21 protein-coding genes and 1 pseudogene are annotated in these 25,571 nt (G+C 48.7%); 10 read left to right on the top strand and 12 right to left on the bottom strand.

The features are described 5' to 3' along the window. Positions 1 to 17: 17 nt before the first annotated feature. Positions 18 to 1,871 carry a type 1 glycerol-3-phosphate oxidase gene (gene glpO, locus LHUE1_RS08665; protein WP_279280243.1) on the top strand — a complete coding sequence of 618 codons (1,854 nt, stop codon included), beginning with the start codon at positions 18 to 20 and terminating at the stop codon, positions 1,869 to 1,871. A gap of 14 nt (positions 1,872 to 1,885) precedes the next feature. Next, positions 1,886 to 2,593 carry an MIP/aquaporin family protein gene (locus tag LHUE1_RS08660; protein WP_049171027.1) on the top strand — a complete coding sequence of 236 codons (708 nt, stop codon included), beginning with the start codon at positions 1,886 to 1,888 and terminating at the stop codon, positions 2,591 to 2,593. A 166-nt stretch (positions 2,594 to 2,759) separates the two neighbouring features. Here LHUE1_RS08660 and celB read toward each other — a convergent pair whose 3' ends face one another. The 10 genes from celB to LHUE1_RS08610 form a co-directional block, all read right to left on the bottom strand. Further along, positions 2,760 to 4,121: a PTS cellobiose transporter subunit IIC gene (celB, locus tag LHUE1_RS08655; protein WP_025012752.1), complete on the bottom strand. Its 1,362-nt coding sequence runs from the start codon at positions 4,119 to 4,121 to the stop codon at positions 2,760 to 2,762. 139 nt (positions 4,122 to 4,260) lie between these two features. Further along, the gene (locus LHUE1_RS08650) at positions 4,261 to 4,788 is read right to left on the bottom strand and encodes a hypothetical protein (RefSeq protein WP_080978127.1); all 528 of its coding nucleotides are present in this window, start codon (positions 4,786 to 4,788) and stop codon (positions 4,261 to 4,263) included. Continuing rightward, a complete protein-coding gene (locus LHUE1_RS08645; RefSeq protein ID WP_049171062.1) occupies positions 4,763 to 5,122 on the bottom strand; it encodes a PTS cellobiose transporter subunit IIA in 360 nt (119 codons plus the stop codon). The genes LHUE1_RS08650 and LHUE1_RS08645 overlap by 26 nt, the downstream gene beginning before the upstream one ends. Positions 5,123 to 5,128: 6 nt before the next feature. Then, the gene (locus tag LHUE1_RS08640; RefSeq protein WP_049171021.1) at positions 5,129 to 7,117 is read right to left on the bottom strand and encodes a BglG family transcription antiterminator; all 1,989 of its coding nucleotides are present in this window, start codon (positions 7,115 to 7,117) and stop codon (positions 5,129 to 5,131) included. Positions 7,118 to 7,200: 83 nt separating this feature from the next. After that, entirely contained in the window at positions 7,201 to 7,515 is a 315-nt protein-coding gene (locus tag LHUE1_RS08635; RefSeq protein WP_010493446.1) for a PTS cellobiose transporter subunit IIB, read from the bottom strand. A gap of 58 nt (positions 7,516 to 7,573) precedes the next feature. After that, positions 7,574 to 9,007, bottom strand: coding sequence for a 6-phospho-beta-glucosidase (locus tag LHUE1_RS08630; protein WP_049171020.1), 1,434 nt, complete (start codon positions 9,005 to 9,007; stop codon positions 7,574 to 7,576). Between the two features lie 424 nt (positions 9,008 to 9,431). Next, a complete protein-coding gene (locus LHUE1_RS08625) occupies positions 9,432 to 10,013 on the bottom strand; it encodes a uracil-DNA glycosylase family protein (protein WP_010493443.1) in 582 nt (193 codons plus the stop codon). Further along, complete coding sequence (locus LHUE1_RS08620) at positions 10,010 to 11,686, bottom strand: MutS-related protein (protein ID WP_049171018.1); 1,677 nt, start codon at positions 11,684 to 11,686, stop codon at positions 10,010 to 10,012. The genes LHUE1_RS08625 and LHUE1_RS08620 overlap by 4 nt, the downstream gene beginning before the upstream one ends. Positions 11,687 to 12,085: 399 nt before the next feature. Continuing rightward, positions 12,086 to 13,729 carry an ABC-F family ATP-binding cassette domain-containing protein gene (locus LHUE1_RS08615; protein ID WP_049171015.1) on the bottom strand — a complete coding sequence of 548 codons (1,644 nt, stop codon included), beginning with the start codon at positions 13,727 to 13,729 and terminating at the stop codon, positions 12,086 to 12,088. Between the two features lie 100 nt (positions 13,730 to 13,829). Next, entirely contained in the window at positions 13,830 to 14,495 is a 666-nt protein-coding gene (locus LHUE1_RS08610; protein WP_032958545.1) for an MgtC/SapB family protein, read from the bottom strand. A 251-nt stretch (positions 14,496 to 14,746) separates the two neighbouring features. Between LHUE1_RS08610 and LHUE1_RS08605 the strand changes: the two genes are divergently transcribed. Beyond that, on the top strand, positions 14,747 to 15,688 hold the full coding sequence (locus LHUE1_RS08605) for a Dyp-type peroxidase (protein WP_049171012.1): 942 nt from the start codon (positions 14,747 to 14,749) through the stop codon (positions 15,686 to 15,688). On the opposite strand, the pseudogene LHUE1_RS14370 reads toward LHUE1_RS08605, so the two are convergent. Further along, positions 15,685 to 15,894 (bottom strand): annotated as a pseudogene (locus tag LHUE1_RS14370) (hypothetical protein). The gene LHUE1_RS08605 and the pseudogene LHUE1_RS14370 overlap by 4 nt on opposite strands. Positions 15,895 to 16,265: 371 nt before the next feature. Here LHUE1_RS14370 and LHUE1_RS08600 point away from each other — a divergent pair. Next, positions 16,266 to 17,582 (top strand): ammonium transporter, encoded by a 1,317-nt coding sequence (locus LHUE1_RS08600; RefSeq protein ID WP_049171507.1) that lies wholly within the window; start codon positions 16,266 to 16,268, stop codon positions 17,580 to 17,582. Between the two features lie 273 nt (positions 17,583 to 17,855). Further along, positions 17,856 to 18,767 carry a quinone oxidoreductase family protein gene (locus tag LHUE1_RS08595; RefSeq protein WP_049169042.1) on the top strand — a complete coding sequence of 304 codons (912 nt, stop codon included), beginning with the start codon at positions 17,856 to 17,858 and terminating at the stop codon, positions 18,765 to 18,767. A gap of 135 nt (positions 18,768 to 18,902) precedes the next feature. Here the strand turns inward: LHUE1_RS08595 and LHUE1_RS08590 are convergent, their stop codons facing one another. Next, the gene (locus tag LHUE1_RS08590) at positions 18,903 to 19,235 is read right to left on the bottom strand and encodes a hypothetical protein (protein WP_049169043.1); all 333 of its coding nucleotides are present in this window, start codon (positions 19,233 to 19,235) and stop codon (positions 18,903 to 18,905) included. Between the two features lie 443 nt (positions 19,236 to 19,678). Between LHUE1_RS08590 and LHUE1_RS08585 the strand changes: the two genes are divergently transcribed. From LHUE1_RS08585 to LHUE1_RS08565, 5 genes are all read left to right on the top strand, one after another. After that, entirely contained in the window at positions 19,679 to 20,005 is a 327-nt protein-coding gene (locus LHUE1_RS08585) for a heavy metal-binding domain-containing protein (RefSeq protein ID WP_277848322.1), read from the top strand. A gap of 120 nt (positions 20,006 to 20,125) precedes the next feature. Further along, entirely contained in the window at positions 20,126 to 20,767 is a 642-nt protein-coding gene (locus tag LHUE1_RS08580) for a carbonic anhydrase family protein (RefSeq protein ID WP_049169044.1), read from the top strand. An 86-nt stretch (positions 20,768 to 20,853) separates the two neighbouring features. Continuing rightward, complete coding sequence (locus tag LHUE1_RS08575; RefSeq protein WP_049169045.1) at positions 20,854 to 21,639, top strand: alpha/beta fold hydrolase; 786 nt, start codon at positions 20,854 to 20,856, stop codon at positions 21,637 to 21,639. A gap of 131 nt (positions 21,640 to 21,770) precedes the next feature. Next, positions 21,771 to 23,753: a cation:proton antiporter gene (locus LHUE1_RS08570; RefSeq protein ID WP_049169046.1), complete on the top strand. Its 1,983-nt coding sequence runs from the start codon at positions 21,771 to 21,773 to the stop codon at positions 23,751 to 23,753. Between the two features lie 437 nt (positions 23,754 to 24,190). Beyond that, complete coding sequence (locus tag LHUE1_RS08565; protein WP_049170424.1) at positions 24,191 to 25,438, top strand: IS110 family RNA-guided transposase; 1,248 nt, start codon at positions 24,191 to 24,193, stop codon at positions 25,436 to 25,438. Positions 25,439 to 25,571: the final 133 nt, after the last annotated feature.

Raw genomic sequence — 25,571 nt, 5'->3', positions numbered from 1 at the left:
AAAAGGAGCTTATCAAAATGGCATTTTCAAAGGAAACCCGCAAGCAAACGATTGAACAATTAAAGCAAACCGAACTGGATCTTCTGGTTGTCGGTGGCGGCATTACCGGTGCCGGGGTGGCGATTCAGGCGGCCGCAAGTGGCATCAAGACTGGCTTGATCGAAATGCAGGACTTTGCTGAAGGAACCAGCTCACGTTCGACCAAACTGGTCCACGGCGGCATTCGTTACCTCAAGACGTTTGATGTTGGCGTCGTCGCCGATACCGTCAAGGAACGAGCCGTTGTTCAAGGCATCGCCCCGCACATTCCGCGGCCATTCCCGATGTTACTGCCGATTTTCCAGGAACCTGGCAGTACTTTCGACATGTTCAGCATCAAAATCGCGATGGATCTTTATGATCGACTGGCAAACGTTGAAGGCTCGCAATACGCCAACTACACCGTTACGAAAGATGAAATTCTACAACGTGAACCACAGCTGGAAAAAGACGGGCTGCAAGGCGGTGGCGTTTACCTCGACTTCGTGAACAATGATGCGCGCCTGGTTATCGAAAACATCAAAGAAGCGGCTGAACTCGGTGGACTCATGGCCAGCCGCGTGAAGGCGATCGGTGTCTTGCACAATGACGCTGGCCAAGTCATCGGTTTGCGCGTCAAGGATCTTTTGGATGACAGCGAATTCGACATTCATGCCAAACTCGTGATCAACACCACCGGGCCATGGTCCGACAAGTTTAAAGCGCTCGACAAGAACGAAAATCAGGCTCCGACGCTGCGCCCAACCAAGGGGGTTCATTTGGTTGTCGATGGTTCACGTCTGCCGGTACCGCAACCGACCTATATGGATACCGGTTTGAATGACGGCCGGATGTTCTTCGTGGTGCCGCGTGAAGGCAAGACTTATTTTGGCACGACCGATACCGATTATACCGGCGACTTCAAGCATCCGCGTGTCGAACAAGCCGATGTGGATTACCTGCTAAAAGTGATCAACAAGCGCTTCCCGGAAAGCCACATCACGATCGACGACATCGAGGCCAGCTGGGCCGGTCTGCGGTCACTGATTGCCAACAACGGCAGCTCCGATTATAACGGCGGTGGCGCTAACACTGGTAAGGTTTCGGATGATTCGTTTGAGGCCTTGGTCAAAGTCGTTAACGATTACGAAGACAACCAAGCGACCCGATCCGATGTTGAGCACGCCATTTCCAAGCTGGAAACCGCCCATGCCGAAGCATCCTTAAGCCCATCCCAGATTTCTCGCGGTAGTTCGCTGCGCCAAGCCGATGATGGCATGATCACGCTGTCCGGTGGGAAGATCACTGACTACCGGAAAATGGCGGCTGGCGCCCTCGCCTTGATTCGTCGTGTCTTGGCTGAAAAATTTGCGACCGAAACCCGCACCGTTGACTCCAAAAAGCTTCAAGTCTCCGGCGGTCATTTTGATCCGACCAACGTTGACGATACGATTGCGTTCTACACCCGGATCGGGATTGACGCTGGCATGCCTGAAAAGGATGCGGCCGACCTTGCCAATCGCTACGGCTCCAACATCAGTCGCGTGGTCACGTATGCTGACGGCCAGCCGGCACCGGGTCTGAGTCTCAAGGAAACCATGAGTCTGCGCTATTCAATCAATGAAGAAATGACGCTGACGCCGGTTGATTACCTGTTGCGCCGGACCAATGCCATTCTTTTCCATGCCGAAACGCTGGCTGACTTGAAACAGCCGGTGGTAGACGAAATGGCCCGCATCTTGGGTTGGGACGAAGCCACAAAGGCACAACAATTGGCTGATTTGGAACAAGCGATCAGTGAGAGTCGGTTGGATGACTTGAAGAAGGCGCCGGCTTCGGCTCCTCAAGCCTAGAAAGGGGCACCCATATGTGGACACAAGCATTAGGTGAATTCATTGGTACCTTCGTTTTGATCCTCCTTGGCGATGGTGTGGTCGCAGGCGTGTCGCTGAACAAGTCCAAAGCCAATGGGGCCGGTTGGGTTGCCATTACCCTAGGATGGGGATTGGCCGTAACCATGGGCGTTTATACCGCCGCCTTCTTAGGACCGGCACACCTTAATCCGGCAGTCACCGTAGCGTTTGCGGCGATTGGCCGCTTCCCTTGGGCGTGGGTACTGCCCTTCATTATCGCCCAGTTACTGGGTGCGTTGCTCGGAGCAGCTGCTGTCTGGCTGCATTACTACCCGCACTGGGCAGCTACCAAAGATCCTGCAGCAACCTTAGGCGTCTTTGCTACTGGCCCAGCCATTCGCAGTTACGCGGCCAACTTCATTTCCGAATTCATCGGCACTGCTGTCTTGATTTTCGGACTGTTGGCCTTCACTAAAGGCAAATGGACAGACGGCCTGAATCCAATCGGCGTCGGCATCCTGATCACCGCGATTGGCTTATCACTTGGCGGCACCACCGGTTATGCCATTAACCCGGCCCGAGATCTTGGCCCGCGGCTGGCGCATGCCATTTTGCCAATTGCCAACAAAGGCGACTCCGACTGGCCCTATGCCTGGGTACCGGTTTTAGGCCCACTGGCAGGCGGTGTGGCTGGCGCGCTGATCTTTGCAGCTTTGCCATAATCTATCACTTGATTTGAACCACAAAAACCGACATCGCGATTGATGTCGGTTTTTTGTATACCTTTGAATCATCTAAAAAGCAAGCTCCTAATAAGCTGAAACTGTTCCAGCATCTTGCGAACAGCTTCCTTTTGGCTATACAACGATAGTCATGCGATTGAGAGTGCTATGCTTCAGCCTCTTTTCCAGCAGCAACCTGCTTTTCGTCATTGACCAATTTAGCATCGTACAGTTTAATAAACGGAAACCAAATGAGAAATGCCACGATGCCGCACAAGATGGCTACAATCACCGCTCGTATATCAACGGTACTGATCAATGCGCCGAAGCCAATTGGTGATGGCCATGGTGCCTGTGTGATGATCGGATTGATTAATCGGAAATAAAAGGCGGCGTAGGCCAATGAAGCACTTGCCATCGGTGCCAAGAAAAATGGAATCGCCAGGTATGGATTATAAACAATTGGCAAGCCGAAAATCAGCGGTTCGTTGATGTTGAAAAATGCTGGTGCCAAAGACGCTCTCCCCAAAACCTTCAGCTGTTCCGAGCGTGCAGCAAAGGCAATGAAAAGGCAAAGGCCGAGTGTGGCACCGGAGCCACCCATAATGGCAAATGAGTTGTTGAATTCCCCGGCAAACGGAATATGTGCACCTTTTGCATTAGCGGCCATATTCGTCAATAAAATTGGAGTGATAAAGGCACTGATAATGTTTGCACCATGAATACCGACAATCCACAGGGCATGGATCAAGAATTCGATGATGATGACGCCGATCCATGTACTCGTCAGATTGGTGACAAAACTAAACGGAATTGAAATCATTTTGAAAATATCCGTCCCCAACAAGACAAGCGAACCATTGATGACCATCACAACAAGGGCAATGACAGCGGTTGGAATCAAAGCAGTGAAAGAACGGGAAACACCTTCAGGGACAGCTTCCGGCATTCTAATCGTCCAATTATGCTTGACACAAAACTTGTATAAATAGACAGCCACAATCGCCATAATAATTGCTGTGAAAATGCCTGAAGTTCCCAAACGATCGATCGTTGCCGTCATTCTAAACCCATTGATCACTTTCTCTTTTGAAGTAATAGAGTTGAGTAGAATGATCTTTCCGCCCTTGACAACCAGTTCAGGTAAACACATGAAAAAGGCAAAGAGTGACAAGAACGCGCCGTTTAGCGGTGCAACTTTCAGCTTATCCTCTGTTTGAATGATTCTGGTCAGCTCATAGCCGATCGCCAGCGCAAAGTACATTGCTAAGATGCCCATGGTCGCTGTGTTGATAACCATATAAAGATCACTGAACTTCATAAAGGTGGCGTTCCAAAAACCGGCTGTCACCGGCCAAACTAAAGGAATAACATTAAGAACCAATACCATTGAGCCGACAATTGTGAAAGGAATACTTGCCATGCCGGCTGCCATGACCGCACGTACAATCCGATACTGGGCTACCTTCGACATGGGTTTAAGCAAGGTCTTCGTCATAAAATTGAAAAAGCGTCCGTTATTTTCCATTACTGTTCCCTCCTACTTTTATGAGCGGGCCAGCGCGGTAATACTTGAGATGACATCAAGAATGACACCTAATGGTCCTAAATCTCATGACCGACATTTAACCATTTTGTGTTGAAAAGCTTCTGCGCCGCAAAGTTTGTTACTTGTGAAGTGTTGCTTGATAAGCCAGCAATCGACTATAAAATCGATCCTTGTCCTGTCTAATCAAATGCAGTCGGCGTAAAGACCAGACACCAAGGCCAATACCGATCATCAAAATCAAAAGAACAACACCGCGATTATTATTCGTATCGCGAATGAAGGGGTATAACGCATTAAATAGTGGCGTCACGATCAAAATACTGAGGCCAATGTTCACCCATGTTTGGCACCAGAAATAAAGCGTGGTGTATGGCAAGTGATGCGTAGGGGTTCCAAAGAGTTTAATTTGTTCATAAATCACCGGAATTGCAAGAATTATCAACCCCACTGGCAGCCACTTGCTCCAAAGATTGTTAGCAATGATTGCCCACCAAAGATTAGCAAAGAAGAACACAGCGGTTAGATAGCGAATACCCAAAAATCGATTGAACCGCATACTTTGCAAACTAAGTGCTTGGCGATTTTTATCAATAGTCGTTGTTGTTTGTGTTTGTACGTTCTCACTTGCCTTTATCTTCCGGTTCATTGCTTTTCAACTCCCCTGCAGCAGCCTGATTGCGATAAAGATGCTCCATTTCCAACGCAACTTCGCGTAATGTCATCGTGGTCATCAAGTGATCCTGGGCATGAACTAAAATGATCTCCATCTCGATCTTTGTGCCACCGGCATATTTCTTTAAGAGATCGCTTTGTGATTGGTGTGCTAGTAATAATTCGTCATTTGAAGCCTTCAATCGTTCATCGGCTTTGTCAAAATTACCAACACGCATAGCCGCGAACGCCTCATGAATCATGGTCCGTGAATTACCGCTATGCAAAATAATTTCAAATGCAATTAATTGAATATCGTCTGAATTCATCGGCACTTATTCCTCCTCCATCATTTGTAAAAAGCGGTGACGAAAACTTTTGAAATCTGAGGCTGCCACTAATGACGCTTGCCAATCCGCATGGTCAGTCAACGCAACAATTGTCTGGGTGATTGAGGTCAGCCCTCGATTCCCCAAATAAGAAGGTGACAGAAGAAACACGAGCTGGACAGCTGGGAAGCTTTCGGACCATTTTAATCCCGCAGGAATGACGCCAATGGCAATTTGGGTAAATTGGCCGATTGGCATCGCCGGATGAGGAACAACGATTTTTTGACTAAATGTAATGCTGCTCATCTGTTCGCGTTGATGTACTTGAGCTTTTAACTCGTCTGCAAAATTAGCCGGCTCAAGAAGCGCTACTTGGGCGCAGAGTCGATTTAAAACAGTTTCTCGATTAACTGGCTCTGTCCAACGTACAAATCGACTAGAATCAGTAAACTGATCAAAAATGCTTTTATCGACAGCAGCAATAGCCTCGACTTTTGAAGCCGCTTTCCCATGTGGGCGGTTATGCGTCTCCAAGAATTGACGAATCGCCCGAACATCCATTTCACCCAAGAAGACACTGACCTGAATGACTGGGACACGCAGCACCTGGGTCGACAGATCAATCGCTGAAATGATCAGATCAACGTCAGCCAAACTTTCGTCATCGACTTCGTAATAACCTTTGACCCCGACAATATTCAGCGTCTCGCCAAACTCCTTTTGCACGCGATTGTTAAGTAACTCCGCACTGCCATAACCGGTGGCACAGATAATCAAGGTCCGTAGTTTATGAGCATTATGATACTTTTCGACTGCTGCCATGAGATGCATTGCCATATAGGCCGTTTCGTCATCGTTAATCGTGTACGCAGACAATATTTTTGACATTCCTAGAAAGCGCTTGGTGTCAGCAAAATATTGCGGATAATGGGTCTTGATTTCTTTTAACAATGGATTTTTTAGCTGAATGCCTTGCTGCAGTCGTACTAACATCGGCTTGATGTGTTCGGCCAGACTCTTTCTTAATGCATAATCCGTGCTCACCGGATAACCTGTCTCGGCTTCGATTCGTCTGAGCACTTGATCCATGTCCTTCCAAAGAGCCTGGTCGTTCGAGTCTTGCGGGCTTCCCTTTGCCATCGCAACAAGCTGAATCGCTAAATAGGCAACTTCACTTTCTGAAAACTGCAACCCGGTACTTCTGGCGATCCGTTCCATGATCCGCTCAGCCACCGCATAATGCCGTTGATGTTCTGGCGCTTGTTCAACCTTTACAGGAGGCAAACTGTTCCCTTTTCGGACCCGCTCGATGCTGAGTGCCAGGTATAAAACAATATTTTGAATGATGAAATCCGATAGCCGTAGACTGGCTTCGCGACATTCATCGATCACGACGATCGTCAGCTGTTCAAAACTGACATCGGCAAAGAAAGACTTATTTTCCATAAACCGTTGAAAGTTATTCTGGCCATGGCTAAAGAAATAATCCAGAATGAAATGCCGGCGATTGCGTTCCGTTCCGACAACATAAAAGCCCTTGTTCGCCCTACTCTCAAGATGCAGCGCATAAGGCTCCAACTTTTCACGAACAGAAATCATGTCTTTTGAAAGCGTCGAGCGACTGACGAATAGCCGTTCAGCGAGATCATCCATGAGTAATGCCTCGTCTTCGATTAGCAGCTTATTGAGAATATAATTCTGGCGATCAATCGACTCGGAGGCCGTCACAGTATCATTGACTTTTGGACTTAACACCTTATGCTGATTTAAAAACAGATCAAACGCGACCGGGTGGAGAATATGTAAGCGATAACCGAAACTCGGCTTCGCTTCAAGACTCGCACCATATTTCTCAATCATGGCTTTTAAACTTTTAACATAGCTTCGGACCGTCCTAGGCGTCATCAAAAGTGTGTTTGCCAAGTCTTTACTCGTGACATATTGATCCTGATTCTCAACGAGATAAAGCAATAACTCGCGCTCTTTCTGTTTCATACTGACGCCTCCTCAATCCAGTCTTTGCTTCGCGGCTTTTTACATAAGCATGTTGTCGTTGCCGACCTGAAGGAAAGATAACTTTAGAGATTTTTTTCGACCAATTTGGCCATTTTCTCGATCCCCATCGGAATTGGAATGTAAGCATCAAATGGAATGCTAACGACCGGCTTGCCTACCTCTTTACCGACTTTCTGGAAGTTGTCCAGATACATGTTAGTCTGCGGTGAAATTAGGAAAAGATCGAAGTCGCCGTTGCGGATTTCATCTTCACCTTCAGTCGCTGTGACAGCATCTAACTGAATGTCTTTGCTGTGTGCCTTAAAGTAATCTGTGGTTTTCTTTGCCATCATGGATGACGACATTCCTGCTGCACAGATGATCAATGCTTTTTTCACGATACAGCCTTCCTTTCCTACTTGACGGCCAGCGATCACACTGCCGACCGCCATTACCTTAATTCAGATTCTCACCGTTTGACGCGATAACCTGTTTGTACCAGAAAAATGAATCTTTACGGCTACGAGCAAGCGTTCCTTCGCCTTGGTTGTCCTTATCAACGTAAATGAAGCCATAACGTTTGTCCATTTCGCCGGTTCCGGCAGAAACTAGGTCAATCGGGCCCCACGGTAAGTAACCGATTAAATCGACGCCATCTTCCGTCACTGCCAGTTTCATTTGTTCAATATGTGCGCGTAAATAATTGATGCGATATGAATCGTGAATCTGACCATTCGCTTCAACTTTGTCATACGCGCCGAAGCCATTCTCAACAATGAACAGCGGTTTGCGATACCGATCTGTCAGCCAATTCAGCGCGTAACGCAACCCGCGCGGATCAATTTGCCAACCCCAATCACTAGCCTTCAGGTAATTATTTTTGACCACTTGCTTTAAATCGAGATCATCAAAAGATCTAGCAGGATCCTTTTTAACAGCGTGCGACATGTAATAACTAAGCCCAATATAGTCGACTGTGCCATTTTTCAGAATCTGGCGGTCTTCAGCACTGATCTCAGGCGTAATGCCTTTGCGCTCCCAATACTTGAGCAACGTTGCCGGATAGTCACCATGCACGTGTACGTCAGCAAAAAAGTAATTGTGTTCCATTGCTTTTTGCGCCAACAACACGTCTTCAGGATTCATGCTGTATGGATAAATCGGACCCATCGCGATCATGCAGCCGATTTGCATCGTTGGATTGATCGCGTGACCGATTTGAACGGCCTCTGCACTGGCAACCAATTCATTGTGGGCCGCCTGATACATGATGGCCTCCCGATCATCACCAGGTTGATAACGTAAACCCGAGTTGGTGAATGGTGCAAAATCATCGATAAAATTTGCTTGGTTATTGATTTCGTTAAATGTCATCCAGTACTTAACCTTGTTCTTATACCGTTCGAAACAGGTAGTAGCGAATCGAACAAAAAATTCAATCAACTTACGGTTTCTGAATCCGCCATATTCAGTCACAAGGTGGTACGGTAATTCAAAATGTGACAAGGTGACAACCGGTTCAATGCCGTTCCTCAGTAGTTCATCAAAGAGATCATCGTAAAACTGTAAGCCCGCTTCGTTTGGCTGAGTCTCGTCTCCATTTGGATAAATTCGCGTCCACGCAATCGAGGTTCGAAAACTGTTGAAGCCCATTTCCTTGAACAAAGCGATGTCTTCCTTGTAGCGATGATAGAAATCGATCCCATCATGGTTTGGATAGTATTCTCCCGGAACCACGCCGTCTGTGATCGTTCGCGCTTTTTCCGGACCGCCTACCGTCATAACGTCGGCAACACTGACACCTTTGCCGTCTTCCTGCCAGGCACCTTCCAATTGATGGGCAGCAACTGCACCGCCCCATAAAAAGTTTTTAGGTAATCCTGTTGTCATGTTTGAACCTCCTCCTCTTGTTCTTACATGAACCAGCATAATATGTAACCGGTTACACGACCATATCAGCTTTTTCCGCATTGATGAGGAAAAAGCCGATTGAAAATGAAACTGCCGTATTTTTAAACGATTCTTCTGCCCCACATCTGTGAATGAAGCGTGTTACGGCCACTAAAAATCGGTTCTAGGCATTTAGCTATGTTCCTCAATGGCGAAAAATAATATTAGGCAACTAGTCTGACCACATTACAATCTTGTTTTTGGCACTAAAAAACGGCTTCCTAGAAGGGAGCCGCCAACCGTTCGAACGATCTTGTCAACATTGCGGGTGACTAAGCCGCGGTGATCTTCAAATGGCACTTATACTTTACTCTAAAAACACATTATCCTTTTCGGTACTTGCTGTCATTTTTTGAGTTCCGAATCACTTCATCAACCGCGCCACCCGCTCCTGCAGCGCCGGCACGACCTCATCCATGAACCACGGATTGCGATTCACCCAGCCGTAGTTCAACGGCGAAGGATGAACAATGGGAAAGTAGGTCGGCAAATATGCCCGGAAATTTTTGACCGTTGCCGTCAGCGTCTTTTCCCGGCGTTTGCCTAGGTAGTACTTCTGCGCATAGGCACCGATCACAATGGTCAACTGGATGTGTGGCATCAGTGCCAACAAAGGGGGATGCCACTTAGCCGCAAAATCTTTACGTGGCGGTAAATCTCCTGACTTGCCTTTTCCCGGATAATAAAAGTCCAGCGGCAGGACGGCGATTTTGCCGCTGTGATAAAACTGGTCGTTCGTCACACCCATCCAAGTGCGCAAACGATCACCGCTTGGATCATTCCAATAAGTTTTCGTGGTTTGCGCTTTCCGTCCTGGCGCCTGACTTGCAATCAGGATGGTCGCATCTGGCTCGATGTGGTAAAGCGGATCCCACCCTTGCGCAGTGAAGTCTGCGTTGGCCGGATCACGCCGGATTGCTTCAAAAATCTGATTGGCTGTTGTCACGCCTTAATGCCTCCTTGTCGATACCTTGGCCATGCCTTAGTCCGTTCAAAATCAGCCGCAAGCGTCCGCGCGTCTTTGATCAACGTCTCCGGATACGCCATTGTGGCCAACAAGGTGATTGCATTATGCGACGTCGCCGGGCCTTGATGCAGCAAGTAGTCAAAGACAACGCCATCTTTTTTGGTCACCTTTTCCTGAAAATGCCAGTTGACGCATTGTTCGCCCATGATATCGGTCAGCTCGTTATCATGCGTCGCAACCACCACCAGACTGGGATAGTGGCTCAACCAGTTGATGACACTGGCCGATGCAGCAATTCGTTCGACCGTATTGGTGCCCTTCAGAATTTCATCAATGAAGCCGTAAATTCGCTTGTTAGTGGCAACCGCATCTAAGAGCCGATGAATCGCCTTAATTTCGGCCACAAAATAACTGTCGCCTTCGCTTAAATCATCCCGGATCGCCATGGCCGTAATCACTAGCCCTGGTTGAATCGACATGTCCTTCGCCAAAACCGTGTTGATTGTTTGCGCCAGAATTGCATTGACGGCGATGCTTTTGACATACGTTGATTTACCAGACGCGTTGGCACCGGTAATCAAGGCGTTCTTCTGCCAGTCGACAGGATTAGCTACCGGATGCTTGAGCAACGGATGAACCAGCTCCTTCGCCGTCAGCCCGCCATCCGCAAAAACCGGTTGACTGCTGTTAGCATGCGCCTCGCGAAAATTAGCAATCGCAATCGCCAGCTCCAAGTCGCCTAACGCCTGCCACAAAGTTAACGCCTCGGCATGCCGATTGTGCAAGCGCGTCAGCACGTTGTTATAGGCGATAAACCCCAGCATAAACATGCTACTAAAATATTCGGTCATCATATCAGCACTGCTGTTATCGCGCGTGCGGAAAACAAAGGCAAGCCGCGTGATTCCGCGCATCGGCTTCAACGCGGTGCGCAAAGCCGCCTGCGTTGGTTGGGCAATTTTAACGAGATGCTCGGCCGTCACAATCGTGCGCACCAGATACCCCATCGCCATCACTTCGGCGTCCAGTGCCTCTCTTTTCAAAACGTAATAAAAAAGATTCACCATGAGGCTCAACGTCGCCAGTGCCACCCCAATTGCTGGCAACAACGAAATCAGGAGCAAGCCCACAACCGGCAACCCGCCTAAAACCTTAAAGCGCCAAGCATGAGGCAGGGCCGCTTGTGTCGTGGTGCGGAGATAATGCTGACTATTATTCGCCGCTTCCGTGCCCAAACCGGCAAACGCAAGCTGAACTTTAAGCCGCTCCTCGGCGTGCGTGCGAAAAAAGTCAATCAACGTTTCGTTAACATCAGGCTTGCCCAAGTCGTAAGCCCGCAACTGAGCGTACACGCGCTCCGCACCAACGCTGCTCTGCGTGGCGTTGAGTTGTTTGAACACCTCAAACATGTCCAAATCCCGCCATGTCAAGTCGTCAATGAGACAATCATGATCAACCTGCGCCTCATGATCGAGATACGCCGCCTTCAAATAACGCTCGCTACCACCACGCTTAACCGGCAACGTCCCCCAGTCAGCAAGCAGCTGCTGCTTCAACTTCGCCTGACGCCGCCACGCCAACAGCAGATTAAGCACAACGACGGCAACAGCAAAGCCGCCAACACCAAGCAAAATTATCACGGGTTGGGTCATATCGATCATCCCTTCTTATGCACCAGGTCACGGGTTAATGCTGGCCATTTATCACACAAATCTAATGACATTATCTCGCGTGCAAAGATAAAAGACAAAAAAATAGACGAATCAACTTCCAGCGATATTATGTGGAAGATTAATTCGTCTGTTTCTAAAGAAGAGTCGGGGGAACATTTCGTTGTGTTCTTGGAAAACCCAGTGCCAAAGCGGAGCAATCGGAGGCCAGATGAGCCTCAGTGGTGACATTGTTGTTGGTGGGGCGCTCTTTGCCCCGCCTACAACAAGGCCGAGCTTTAAGACTCAGCGTTTTTTGCTGAGGCTTAAAGTCGTGCCCACCACGTTCCAGGCTCAGCTGGCCGGAGATTGCGGAGTTTGGCACGTCCCGGAACAAATTGCCTAAGCCTGCCGCAACGACTCCGGATAAATGGCTTCCACTTGCTTCTGCGCAGTTTCATGCTGCATAAACTCGTCATAGCTCGTGTCAGCCCGATCAACAACACCCAATGGCCCGACTTCGATGATATGATCCGCAATGGTCTGGATGAACTGATGATCATGACTGGTAAAAATCACGGAACCCTTAAAATCAATCAACGCATCATTCAGGCTAGTAATACTTTCCAAGTCAAGATGGTTGGTCGGATCGTCCATGATCAACACATTGGCTTTACTCAGCATCATCTTCGCCAGATACGACCGCACCTTTTCGCCACCAGACAGAACGTTCAACTGCTTAAGCACCTCATCGCCGGAGAAAAGCATCCGCCCGAGGAACCCGCGCAAGAACGTATTATCCTGCTCATCTTGCGGCGCAAATTGGCGCAACCAATCCAGAATGTTGAGGTCAGCGTGATCAAATTCGGGGTTTAAATCCTTAGGCATCGCCGCGCGGCTAGTCGTGACCCCCCAGGTAATGGTGCCGCTATCCGGCTCCAATTCACCTGCCAGCAACTGCATCAACACCGTCGCGGTCACATCGCTGCGGCTGATAATGCCGGTTTTATCGCCCGGCCGCAAAATGAAACTGACATCTTTCAGCACCTGCTGGCCGTCAATCGTCTTGGAAACATTCTCCACCCGCAACAAGTCGTTCCCGATCGCCCGCTCAGGTTCAAACTTGATATACGGGTACTTACGGGAGCTCGGCCGAATATCGTCCAAGGTAATCTTTTCAAGCTGCTTCTTACGCGAAGTGGCCTGCTTCGACTTGGATGCATTGGCCGAAAAACGGGCCACGAATTCCTGCAGCTGTTTGATCTGTTCTTCTTTTTTGGCGTTGGCCTGACTCTGCAGCTGCAATGCCAACTCGGAACTCTGCTTCCAAAAGTCATAGTTGCCGACGTAAAGTTCGATCTTACCAAAATCGACATCACACATCATGGTACAAACCGCATTCAGAAAATGCCGGTCATGTGAAACGACCAACACGGTATGCTCATAGTCCGCCAAAAAGTCTTCCAGCCAGCTAATCGCCTGTGGATCAAGACCATTTGTCGGCTCGTCCAGCAACAGCACGTCCGGCTTACCGAACAGCGCTTGCGCCAAAAGCACCTTGACCTTCTCCCCTTCAGGCAGATCGGCCATGAGTTTTTGATGTTCGCTTTCCCGAATGCCCAGCGACTGCAACAGCTGTGACGCATCACTTTCCGCGTTCCAGCCGTCCATTTCCGCGAACTCGCCTTCAAGTTCGGCAGCCTTGTTCCCGTCTGCTTCACTGAAGTCCGCCTTAGCGTATAGCGCGTCTTTTTCCGTCATCACTTGATACAGACGTTCCCATCCCTGTAAAACCGTGTTCATGACGGTCTGATCATCGAACGCAAAGTGATCCTGTTTCAGGCTGCTCATGCGCTCGTTAGGTGATAGACTGACAGATCCAGTCGTCGGCGTCAGCTCGCCTTCAAGAATTTTGAGAAAAGTCGATTTTCCCGCCCCGTTGGCACCAATAATGCCATAACAATTACCGGGCGTGAATTTCAGGTTAACGTCTTCGTACAGCTTCCGATCCGAGAACGTCATCGAAACATTGTTTACTGTGAGCAATTTCATACCTCGCTTAAAAGATTTCTACATATATTATCAGATTATCGCGGGTTTCACAAATAACGCTGTTTCGCCAAACGTTATCAGTTCGGCCAACTGGCTAAAACTCGATGGAAATAATATTAGGGTTGTCAGCATAGAACATCAGCAGTCGCCGCATATCTTCGTTGGCCCTGCTTTCGACATGTAAACTCATTTTCACTTCATCGCCTTCGTGCTTGATGGAGACATTCAAGACTTTGATATGATACTTGCCAAGCGTTTGGCGCATGTGTTCCATATCAAAGCCTTCATTGCGAATTCGAATCGTCAAAACGCCATTGTCGCCACTTGGCAGCCAACGATAATGGTGATGCAGGACTACCTGAATGCCCAAGACGAGCGCCGTCGCCGACAAACCCAGAATATACAGTTTGGCACCAATCGCCATCCCGACAGCAGCCGTGGTCCAGACACCGGCTGCTGTCGTCAAGCCATTAACGTTGTTGTGCCGCACCAAAATCGCACCGGCGCCAAGAAAACTGACCCCACTCACGATCTGCGCCGCGACACGAGACGGATCCAACGCAATATTTTTCAAATTCAAAATATCAAAGAAACCATACTTAGAAACAATCATAATCAGTGCCGACCCCAGCGCGACAATCATGTGCGTTCGGATACCGGCATTTTTAAAGCGATTTTTGCGTTCAAACCCAATGGCAAACCCGCAAAACGCTGCGACCAGCAGTCGAATGACGAGTTCGACTTGATCCATTATTGTCATTGTCAAAACATCACAACCTTTGTTCTTACTTTACCACCCATGGCAACGGTTTAAAACGCACTAATGAGAACCCCGACTATGCGTGAACGGTTAACGAAAAAAATCCAACGATAGCGGCTGCTGACAGTCTTCACGCCTGCCAATACAGCTTCTTAACTAAATCATCCTGTCCAGGTGAAAATCGTTGCAATCCCTACCTGCTATGCTAAACTAAAACCAGATTAAAATGATTCTAGTTTGGAGGAGAAAGAATGGCAATTGATTTACGGGATGTACAGGATGTGTATAAAGATGCAGGGTCAGACATTATTTTTGCAACGTTTGATCTTAAACGGCAGGACGTTGCAAGCGACAAAGAAATGATTGCCGATTTAGCGGACCATCTGCCTGCGTTCATTAATAGTCTGAATATTCGTTACCCTGATGCAAAACTGGCAACGGCTTTCGGCTTTTCGCGGAAGGCGTGGGATTATCTTTTTCCCGATGCCGAACGACCAAAAGAGTTAGAAGCATTCCAGCCAATCGTGGGACCTAAATACACCGCTGTTGCCACCCCGGCGGATCTATTCTTCCATATCCGGTCACAAAACTCCGCCGTGCCATTTGAATTGATGTCCGAAATCATGGAAATCATCGGCAACAACACCGTCACGCTCGATGAAACGCATGGCTTCCGCTACTTTGAAGGCCGCGCCATCATCGGCTTTGTTGACGGCACGGAAAATCCCAGCGCACTGGACACACCGGAATACGCGGTGATCGGCGATGAAGATCCGGCGTTTGAAAATGGTTCGTATGCCTTCGCCCAGAAATACCACCATAAACTGGATGCCTGGAACAAACTCAAAACCGAAGACCAGGAAAAAGCCATCGGTCGTAAGAAGTTCAATGATTTTGAGTTAGCCGATGAAGAGAAACTGGTCAACTCGCACAACGTTGTGTCTCAAGACAACGAAGGCGGCGTGGAGCATAAGATCGTACGCATGAACGTCCCCTTCAGCAATCCTGCCGAAAAAATCAACGGTACTTATTTCATCGGCTATGCCCGTCACTGGGCCGTCACCAAGCGGATGTTGCAAGGGATGTTCGACAACTCCGACCGCCTGCTCGACTTCTCGACGCCATTGACCGGTGAACTGTTCTTTATTCCGTCTAAGTCCGTGCTTGGGCAGATTGCGGATGGTGAGCTTTAAAAATCTGAATTTTTTAATTCTTGCCGTGCCAAACTCCGCAATCTCCGGCCAGAGGGGGCTGGAACGCTGTGGGCACGACTTTGAACCCGCAAAAACCGCGGTTTCAAAGCTCGGCCTTGGCCTAAAACGGGAAAACCACCCGTTTAAGGCCAATTTCACAGCTGAGCCCCCTCTGGCCTACGATTGCTCCGCTTTGGCGCTGACATAGCGATGTCCCTAACGAATTACTCTTAGTGAAACAAATAACGAACATACTCACAGCTCACCAATGGAGTATGTTCGTTTTATATTGCCATTTTAAATTATGTCCCAGCCACTTTCCTAGCAATTTCGTTCTTTTACCTCAAATTTATATAGACCAATGTGTCGAAAATCAATTGTCCCCATCAACCGTCAAGTTCTGGTGTCACATAACCTAACGCAGAAAATAATTTTTTGCAACCCGAAAAAACCTTTAACATCGGCAAACATATAATTTAATCGAACATTGGTCTAGATAAATACTAGCCGGTGAAACCCTGCTTCGGTAAAAACCCGTGCTACAATACCACCATTCAAGATGAACGGGGTGGCACAGATGAATTTAGCCGATACAGGGTTTGTGATCATTGCAAGTGTGCTGGTTTGGTTTATGACGCCAGGCCTAGCCTTCTTTTATGGTGGGCTTGTTTCTAAACGCAACGTGATTAATACCATGCTTTCGGTTTTTTATATCACCGGCATTGCCATTTTATTGTGGGTCGCCGTTGGTTACGAACTGAGTTTTAACGGTAATCTATTTGGCGTCATCGGTCAGGTGCACCATTTTTTCCTGAGTGATATTTCGCTTGGCGCGGTCACGGCTGCGCGGATTCCGACCGGAGTTTATATTCTTTTCCAGATGATGTTTGCGATCATCACGCCGGCTTTGTTTGTCGGTGCGGTGGTCGGGCGGATGCATTTTAAATTTCTGACTTGCTTCATCGTTTTGTGGTCATTGCTGGTTTATTATCCGCTGGTGCATTTGATTTGGAGTCCTGATGGTTTGCTGGCGGGTCTCGGCGTTCTCGATTTTGCCGGCGGGACGGTGATCCATATCAATGCGGGGATCACCGCACTGACCCTCTCCGCGTTTCTCGGGCGCCGGACTGACGAGCACACGGTTCCTTATAATCGACCATGGGTGTTGCTGGGAACCGCGATTTTATGGATTGGCTGGTATGGCTTTAATGCCGGGTCTGCGCTGGGCGTCAATCAAGCTGCCATGACCGCTGCCTTGACCACCTCGGTCGGCGCGGCGGCTGCACTGGTCACTTGGATGTGTCTCGACATCTGGCAAACTGGGCATCCAACCTTGATTGGCACGTGTACGGGCGCTTTGTGCGGATTGGTCGGCATCACGCCGGCAACTGGCTATGTCACGAGTTTTGGCGCTGCTTGCATCGGGGTTTTGGCAACGTTAGCTAGCTACTGGTTTATTAGCAAAATCAAGCCCCGCCTCGGGATCGATGACACCTTGGATGCATTCGGCTGTCATGGTGTGGCAGGCATTGTCGGCAGCATCCTGACCGGTGTTTTTGCAAGTAAGCAGGTCGCGCCGAACATCTCCCACGCCGGTCTGGCCTATAACGGTGGCTGGCATCTGCTGCTGATCCAGTTAGCCGGCACGTTGATTGTCATCGTCCTGGTCGGGGCAATGGTCACCATCATTACTGTTATATTATCCCGATTTGTCAGTATCCGCGTATCCCCTGCCGCCGAAAAAATGGGCTTGGACTACAGTGAGCACGCCGAGCCAGTTGATGAAGAAGTTGCGGCTAGCTGGGAACACCACACGCCGGTTAGTTCATTTCCGGATGAGTTTAAGGGACAACTCCATGGCTTTGATCCGCGGCCGCATCAAGATGATCGCTAATTGAATTACGATTAAAAGGTTGACTAAGAGGACACCAGCTGTAACCGTTCACTTTTCCTCCACGACTTCAAGGCACTTTAATTGTCTTTTTCCCTAATCATGGTTAAAATGCCGCTAGTTTAACATTGGCATAACGCGCTTACCGGCGCAGAAGTCTGCGTGTAAGGACCTTGGTCGCAATGGCCTAAGCCCGGGCCATCACGCCCAAGGCCACTTACACTCCGACTTCTAACCGCGCCGGCTCACGCTCACCAACATGATGGAGGGAAAAATATGATCGGATATGGATTTAGCGAGGCAGGCGGTCCGGAAGTCATTGATGCGATTGAATTGCCGACACCGCAACCGGGTCCGCGGGAAATTCAAATCAAAACCGAAGCAATCGGCCTTAACAACCGTGATCGGATCGCACGGCAAATGGGCGGCAGCGGCTTGACTGTGCCGGGCTATGATGTTGCTGGCGTCGTAAGCGCAATTGGCAGTCGGGTTACGCAATTTAGCCAAGGCGATCGCGTCATTGCCCGAACCACCAGCGCGTATGCAGAAATCGTGACGGCAGCAGCTGACATGAGTGTCTTGTTACCAGCTACCATCACTCCGGAAACCGGTGTTGCGTTGATTACTCCTGGCGTCACTGGTTATCGCATGGTCGAACTCGGTAAAATCAAGGCGGGCGATACGGTAATTGTGAAGGGTGCTTCCGGCGGCGTCGGCTCAGCCGCGATTCAACTGGCGGTTGCGCGTGGTGCCTCCGTGATCGGCATCGCCGCCAGTCGGCATGAAGCCGAGGTCAACCGCCTCGGGGTCGAACATTTTGTCGCATATGATCGCGGCAACCCCGTCGATGAGCTGCGCAAAACAGCTGATGTCGTCATCAATGCGGCGATGAACGGTCTTGGCGGTGATGATGATGTTGAAATGGCCAAGGATGGTGGGCTGATCGTTTCGGTTAGCCACACTGAACCCTTGTTAAGTCGCGGCGTTCGGTTCGTACACACGCGACCACTTGGCGGCTCCGAAGTTGGTCGGGCGCTGCAAACGCTCGTTGATTTAATGGCGCAAGACAAATTGACCGTCCAAGTCGGCTACGTGTTACCATTTACCCGCGAAGGTTTTATCAAAGGCCATCAACTGCTAGATGATCCGCGCCATGAGGGTCGAATTGTCATTAAGGTTTCTAAATAATCCAGCTCGGTTTTGTCCTGATGATCAAACCGTTAACTTAGAAGTGGTGCTTAGATCATCCAGACGAGCGAATATTAAAAAAACCGCGGTCACACAAACCGCGGTTTTTAGTATGCAACTTGTTTGAACCTGATATCAATTGACAACATCCACCGGCCCATGATCGTCAACATGGTCGCCGTGAACATGTTGCAATCGACCATTCACCAAATAATCAATGTGATCGCCATGCGGTACTTGTTCATGGCCGCAATATTGATCATGCAACTCGCCTTCAACAATCGGACTTTCACCATCAGGATTAGTGGCGGATACGGGAATCACAGCCTCATCAAAATGGTCTTCATGGGGGTGATGAAGATGGCCATTTTCGAGATAATCAACGTGATCACCGTGCAATAGTTTGGTGTGGCCACAAGCAAGGCTGTGATGATGTTGAGCATCTACTTCTGCAATCGTATGTGCCATTAAAAGTCCTCCTCTTTCATTACCTTAGTATTTTCATCGACACTCATTTTATATCATTATCGTTTTTCTAAAGTCAATTAAAAAGCCCTTTTGCGAACTAGTAATCATTACTATTTACTATATAAAGGTGCTTTTAAGGTTCGATACAACGCCATTTTCCTTGATTAACATTTAAACTTTTCATTTTTTTAAAACTTGTTTCTCACTAAATAATGTATTTTTAGCATTAAACGATAGTGACCTTGTTAATTAGCATCTAAGCATCGTTCTTTACCATAATGTCTGCTACGCTGCTTAAACGGCTATTTTACTTGTGATCTCCATACACGGGTGGTAATCTGATGCTGGTTATGGACACTCGACAGCATAACGATGTACTTAAATCGTAACTGTCTAAAACGAATCTTCTGACATTCATTTCAATAAGGAAAGCGGGTTTTATTGTGGCACAAGATATTCTGATTACAACGACCGAGAACATTCCCGGTAAGCATTACGAAATTATTGGCGAGGTTTTCGGCTTAACCACCCAGTCTAAAAACGTGATTAGCAACATCGGCGCAGGGCTAAAGAATATTGTCGGCGGTGAAATCAAAGCTTATAGCAACATGCTGCATGAGTCACGGGAAAAGTCGATCGAGCGGTTGCGCGATGAAGTCCGCAAAGTTGGCGGTGATGCCGTTGTCATGATGCGGTTTGACTCCGGGTCAATCGGCGGCGACATGCAAAGCGTTGTGGCGTATGGTACGGCGGTTAAGCTGCTCGACTAGTCTGACCTCTCACTAACAATCCAACTCACCTCGCTCACGAGGAAAAACAGGTTTTGCTTTGGCAGGGCCTGTTTTTGAAACCATTCATCTATTCGATGCGACGAAAGGAATTATCGCGAAATGCCACCGTTAGACTATCACCATCAGGATACTTGGCCGAATGGTTTTGGCCAGCAACAGTCCCCGATTGACCTGCGTGACGCAACCGCTGCGGATCCTTCAACGTTAACCATTGAGGAGCCTTGGCTGGTGGATCAGGAAATTGACGACCACGTTACCATCCGCTTAGCCGGACATGGGCTTACGCAGATCGACCGGACCCAGTGGCGCTTTGTTCAGGCGCATCTGCATGTGCCGGCAGAACACCGAATCGCAAATCAACGTGCCGCAGAATGGCATTTTGTACACCAGTCGGCCATTGGCGCACTTTGCGTCGTGGCGGTTTTATTACCGTTGGGCGATGGCATGCCGGTAATGGACAGTGTACTTGATCATTTTGTGGCCCAAAGCTCGCAGCCAGTGGCACTGCAACTCGACAGTTTATTGCCGCCAAAAGGGACGGTCTTTCGTTACCTCGGTTCACTGACCACACCACCGCTAACTGAAGGCGTCACTTGGTATGTCATCGATCAAACCGCCGTCACGATCAGTCCTCAACAACGCCAACGTTTTCAGCAACTTTTCCCGGACAATCATCGACAGCTTCAGGCCCGCAACGATCGTCCGGTTTTACATGGTCCATTTTTGCAAGGATCGAAATAGCTTGGTACCGTCATTGTAAAATTGCGATACTCAACTTTTTTATTAAAGTTCACTCGCCATGCTAACGCTCAGGAGGCTGGTGCATCATGAAGCGCAAACAATCGAAGAAACGTCATCATTGGTTAGGAAAAACTGTGCTCGTCTTATTCTTGTTGGCCGCTGGCGGTTATTGGTTCTGGTGGCAAATTGGCAGCCGACCGATCCACGCCCGAACTTATCGCAATACCAACGTCGTCACGGTTTTCATACCGGGCTACGGGAGTAATAGCCTGACATTTGGGCCCATGGTCAGCCGGTTTCAGAAGGATCACGCCACTAATCAAGTCACGACCATTAAAATTAGTGCCACCGGAAAACGCACGGTGACAGGTGCCAAGCGCTATGACGGAAAAAATCCGCTTATCAGCGTTGTCTTTGAAGATGCCAAGGCGCCGGTCAAAGAAACCCGGCAACTCACCGCCTTACTACATTGGCTGCGTACCAAACACCAGGTTAAGCGAGTTAACCTCGTCGGCCATTCCATGGGCAGTAACCTCAGCTTTCGGTATCTGACGACGCAACACACCGATGTCCAACCGCAAGTGGTCAAATATATCTCGTTTGCCAGCGAATTTTATCGTGATCCCACGTCGCAACTGGCACATTTTCCTAAATCCGTTCAAACCCTCGTCATTGGCAGCCAGATTTTCGGGGCAAAAGGCGACTGGGCGGTAAGCCTTGCCGGTGTCAAGCGGTACGAACAGGAGCTTAAAGCAGCCGGCGTTCCCACATCACTTTACATTTACCGCGGAACGCCGATCGGAGCTTACCACAGTAGTTTGCACCAAAATCCTTATATTGACGCTAAGATACTGCAGTTTTTGTTTACCTGATATCCGACATCCACTGCAACGAGCTAGCAGTCAGTGTTTTTATAAATTTGGTGTTAGAATTGAGGCATCGAATCGGGTCAACCGGTGAAACGCGTTCGCTGCGCCAGTTCACGCTCTAAGGGGGGATTGCTTTGAGTCAGGTTGTTATTTTCGGCATTATGTTGGCTACCGTGATTGTTGGCAATCTGCTTGCCCGCCATATCCCTAAGATCCCTCTACCCTTCTTCCTGATTGGCCTTGGTGCAGCGTTGGCCGTCATGCCGTCGTTGCGGAACTTTGCCATTGATCCATCGGTTTTCTCCTTCGCCATCATTGCCCCATTGCTGTTTAACGAAGGTCAAAACGCATCACGGCTCCAGATTGGCCGGTCTTTAACAAACATTGTGTCGCTAGCGGTTGGTTTGGTGTTGTTTTCGGTCATCATTTTAGGCTTTAGCGTCCACGCCCTTTTCCCGGTTATTCCACTCAGCCTGGCATTTGCCTTGATCGCCATTGTCACGCCTACCGACGCATCGGCAGTCAGTGCCGTTGCGCAGACGAATCCTTTGAGTGACAGCCAGATGCAGCTGTTAAATAATGAAAGTCTGTTCAACGATGCAGCGGGCATTGTTGCCTTTGACCTGGCCCTTTCCGCCTATGTTTCCGGCAGGTTCTCGGCAACCGATGCGTTATTGGATTTTCTGTTTGTCTTTTTTGGCGGTATTTTAGTTGGCGCGATTATTGGCACCCTGATCGTCAATCTCCGGGCGTGGTTAATCCGGATCGGTGACGACGAACCGCTCATTATGGTCGGCATTCAGTTGCTGACCCCGTTATTGGTTTATTTTTTGGCTGAAGAGCTGGCACTTTCCGGCATTTTGGCAGTGGTGGCGGCCGGAATTGCGCAAGGTGTTGAGCGTGACCGATTACGGCTGACCAGCGCCCGCATGCAGATCATCAGCGCCAATGTCTGGGAAATGATTGCGGCGGTTTTGTCCGGGTTGGTGTTTGTCCTGTTAGGCTTATCGTTACCGAATGTTGTCATCGAAGCCTTACGCGGCCAAGCCGGCTTATTCAGTTTGCTCGTGGGAATCGGTGTTTTCATTTACGCGGCAAAATCACTGGTTCGCTTCTTCTGGAGCCGCACGCTGTTACGCATCGGCAAGAAAAATCGGTGGCGCAATGCCTTGATCATGATGCTAGGCGGCGCAAACGGAACCATCACGTTATCATTGGCTTTTTCAATGCCACGAACGATTAACGGTCACGAATTTGCGTTGCGCCAGGGGTTAATCCTGATTGCAGCGGTGGTTATCCTGCTGAGCCTGATCGTGCCGGTGGTGGTGTTACCGTTCTGCGTGCCAAAACAGCCGAAGCGCAATCGCCAATATATCTGGTTGCGCCGCATGTTGTCGGCTGGCATCGATGCCATGCGCGACGAAACCGAACATCACAGTGAGGCCCAGATCGTCGCTGATGCCTTGTCGCAGGAAATGATTCTAAACGACAACCCATCGCGCCGGCTGCAGCGAAGCATTTTTGAAGGCACCATTACGGCGGAAAAAACGGCGATTGAAGCCTTACGTGCCAATGGAACGATCACGCAGGACGAGGCACATTATTATAACCGATTTATCGACCTCAATGATTTCACGGCTGATCAGCGGCTATGGAAAAATCTCTTTTTGCGGATTCGCTTTTCCTTTAACATGGGGCGCATGTACAAGGCGTTTAATGAAGCCCAGAACGCCTTTTTGACCACGCCGCTTAACCTTGAGCCAATCTTTTGGAAGCGGCAATTTACCGCGCATGGTGAGGATCTTCTGCCAATTGAGCAGGCGGGGTATGATGCGGTGATGAAATATCTGACGCATATCGAAAACGCGCAAAACCGCAGCGCCGTCAATACCATCCGCCGCTTCTACCGCGATCGCCACCGTCGGGTTCACTCCGACTCCTTCGACGGCGACATTCTCTATGCCATGTTTCTCAAAGCCTTCCACGCCGAATATGAATTCATCCAGCAAGCATTCGCAGACGGCAAGCTAAGCCGCGACATCATGCAACGCCTGCAAACCCGCATCACATTTGACGAAATTACCTATCTGAAAAATCAGGATAGTTTCATCGTGTGACTGCGCGTACACAAAAACGGTTCCGGAAAGATGAGGTTATCATCATCTTTCCGAAACCGTTTTGCTGTTGTGGTGACTGTGAATTGTTATCGTAACTACGAAATGATTCAAGGTCTATATTCACAATCGAAATATAAAGGCGACTGAACACTTTTGTAGTGCCAAAGCGGAGCAATCGTAGGCCAGATGGGGCTCAGGAGTGAAATAGACTAACTTAGTTGATAGATATTGATCAGGCCAGATCAATATCTATCACTTTTTTTGTTAGAGTGAGCGTGAAGCCAACGCCGTAGATTACAACTTGGCATTTAATGCCGTGGGTGAAATTGGCGGGCTTCATTGATCCTGAGAGTCTGGTCGCAGTCTAATGGGCGCTTTGACGCCGTGTATTGAAAAGTAGATGACCAGGATCCAAAAATTTGAAGGGTGGTAATTACATGCGTATTGCAATTGGTCTGGATGTGAGTTCTAAACAGACTTCTGTTTCGGTTGTGGCGGAACCACAACGAGAAGTCGATTCTTGCACCATTACTAATGATTTACTGGGTTTTGACAAGTTGCTTAAGTTAATCCATCAATACTCAGATCAGGATACTGAACAGATCCCTGAAGTGGTCTTTGAAGCGACCGGTGTCTACTCGCGGCGACTCAAGCATTTTCTGGAGATACATGCAGTTCCCTACATGCAGCTTAATCCGCTTCAAGCCAAGCATGATTTATCAATGATCAAGGGACTTCACGGGAGAAAGACTGATCGCATGGATGCACTCGGCCTCTCACAAAGTCAGTTGATCTTGAATCGTAGTAAATCGTTTGTCGAGGATCCAGTGTACATGGCCTTGAAAGACTTAGATCGCACTTATCAAGAGGCAGTTCAGGATTTAGTGACGAACAAAAATCGCCTACATCGATACCTGCAGTTAACTTTTCCCGAGTTGGAACACGTTACAGGAACGACTGATGGTATTTTCTATTGGCGGCTTGTCCAAACATTCCCACATCCACAGATATTGTTAAAGTCTCGTCAGAACTTCGATGCTTTTGTGGAAACACTGCGGCATCTAACGCCGTACCCGACATCCGAACAACGGGCGAAATCAATTGCGGACAAGCTTGGCAAAGTAGCACTGACGGCCGCTCCAGCCGTCTCGGCAGTACCAGTTGAGTTAGAACAGGTTCAATACATTGCGGGTGAGCTAATCAGGCTCTCAGCACGGCGTAAACATTTGATTAAGGAAATGTGCTCTCTAGCTATTCCGCTACCCGAGCTAAAAATCTTTGAATCCTTACCTGGCATTGGGGTAACCTCCGCCGTAACTTTGTTAGCAGAACTTGGCGATTTAACCCGTTTCAAGAAAAGCAATCAGGTTAATGCTTACGTAGGCATTGATCTTCGTCATTATGAATCAGGTGACTATACGGCAAGCGATCATATCTCAAAGCGCGGTAATCCATACGCTCGTAAGATTCTCTATCGCGTGATCAATTGCATGGTTTCCTCTGCGGCCAGATCCAACAAACCCAACCATATCGTTGATTATTACAAAAAGAAAAAGCAATCTTCTTCGGCGGTCGGAACCAAGAAGATTGCCATTGCATCTGTTTCACGTCTCATCAGGACACTCTACAGTTTAGTTATTAACAATCAGACCTATGTCTATCGCATCGCAACTAAAGGCCGATAGGCAACATCTGATTCAACACTTATTCTAACAACCTCCGTCAAAAAATGAAATACCGAAGGCTTAGTTTAGTGTACTCAAATTTTTAGATCATGGCGTTATCGATACGCCACAAGAAAACCGCAAGAACACTGAA

It is taken from the genome of Lacticaseibacillus huelsenbergensis (genome assembly GCF_029726355.1).
GTDB classification, from domain to species: domain Bacteria; phylum Bacillota; class Bacilli; order Lactobacillales; family Lactobacillaceae; genus Lacticaseibacillus; species Lacticaseibacillus casei.
The sequence above is the reverse complement of the archived record's forward strand: the minus strand, read 5'-3'. Positions and strand labels throughout refer to the sequence as shown.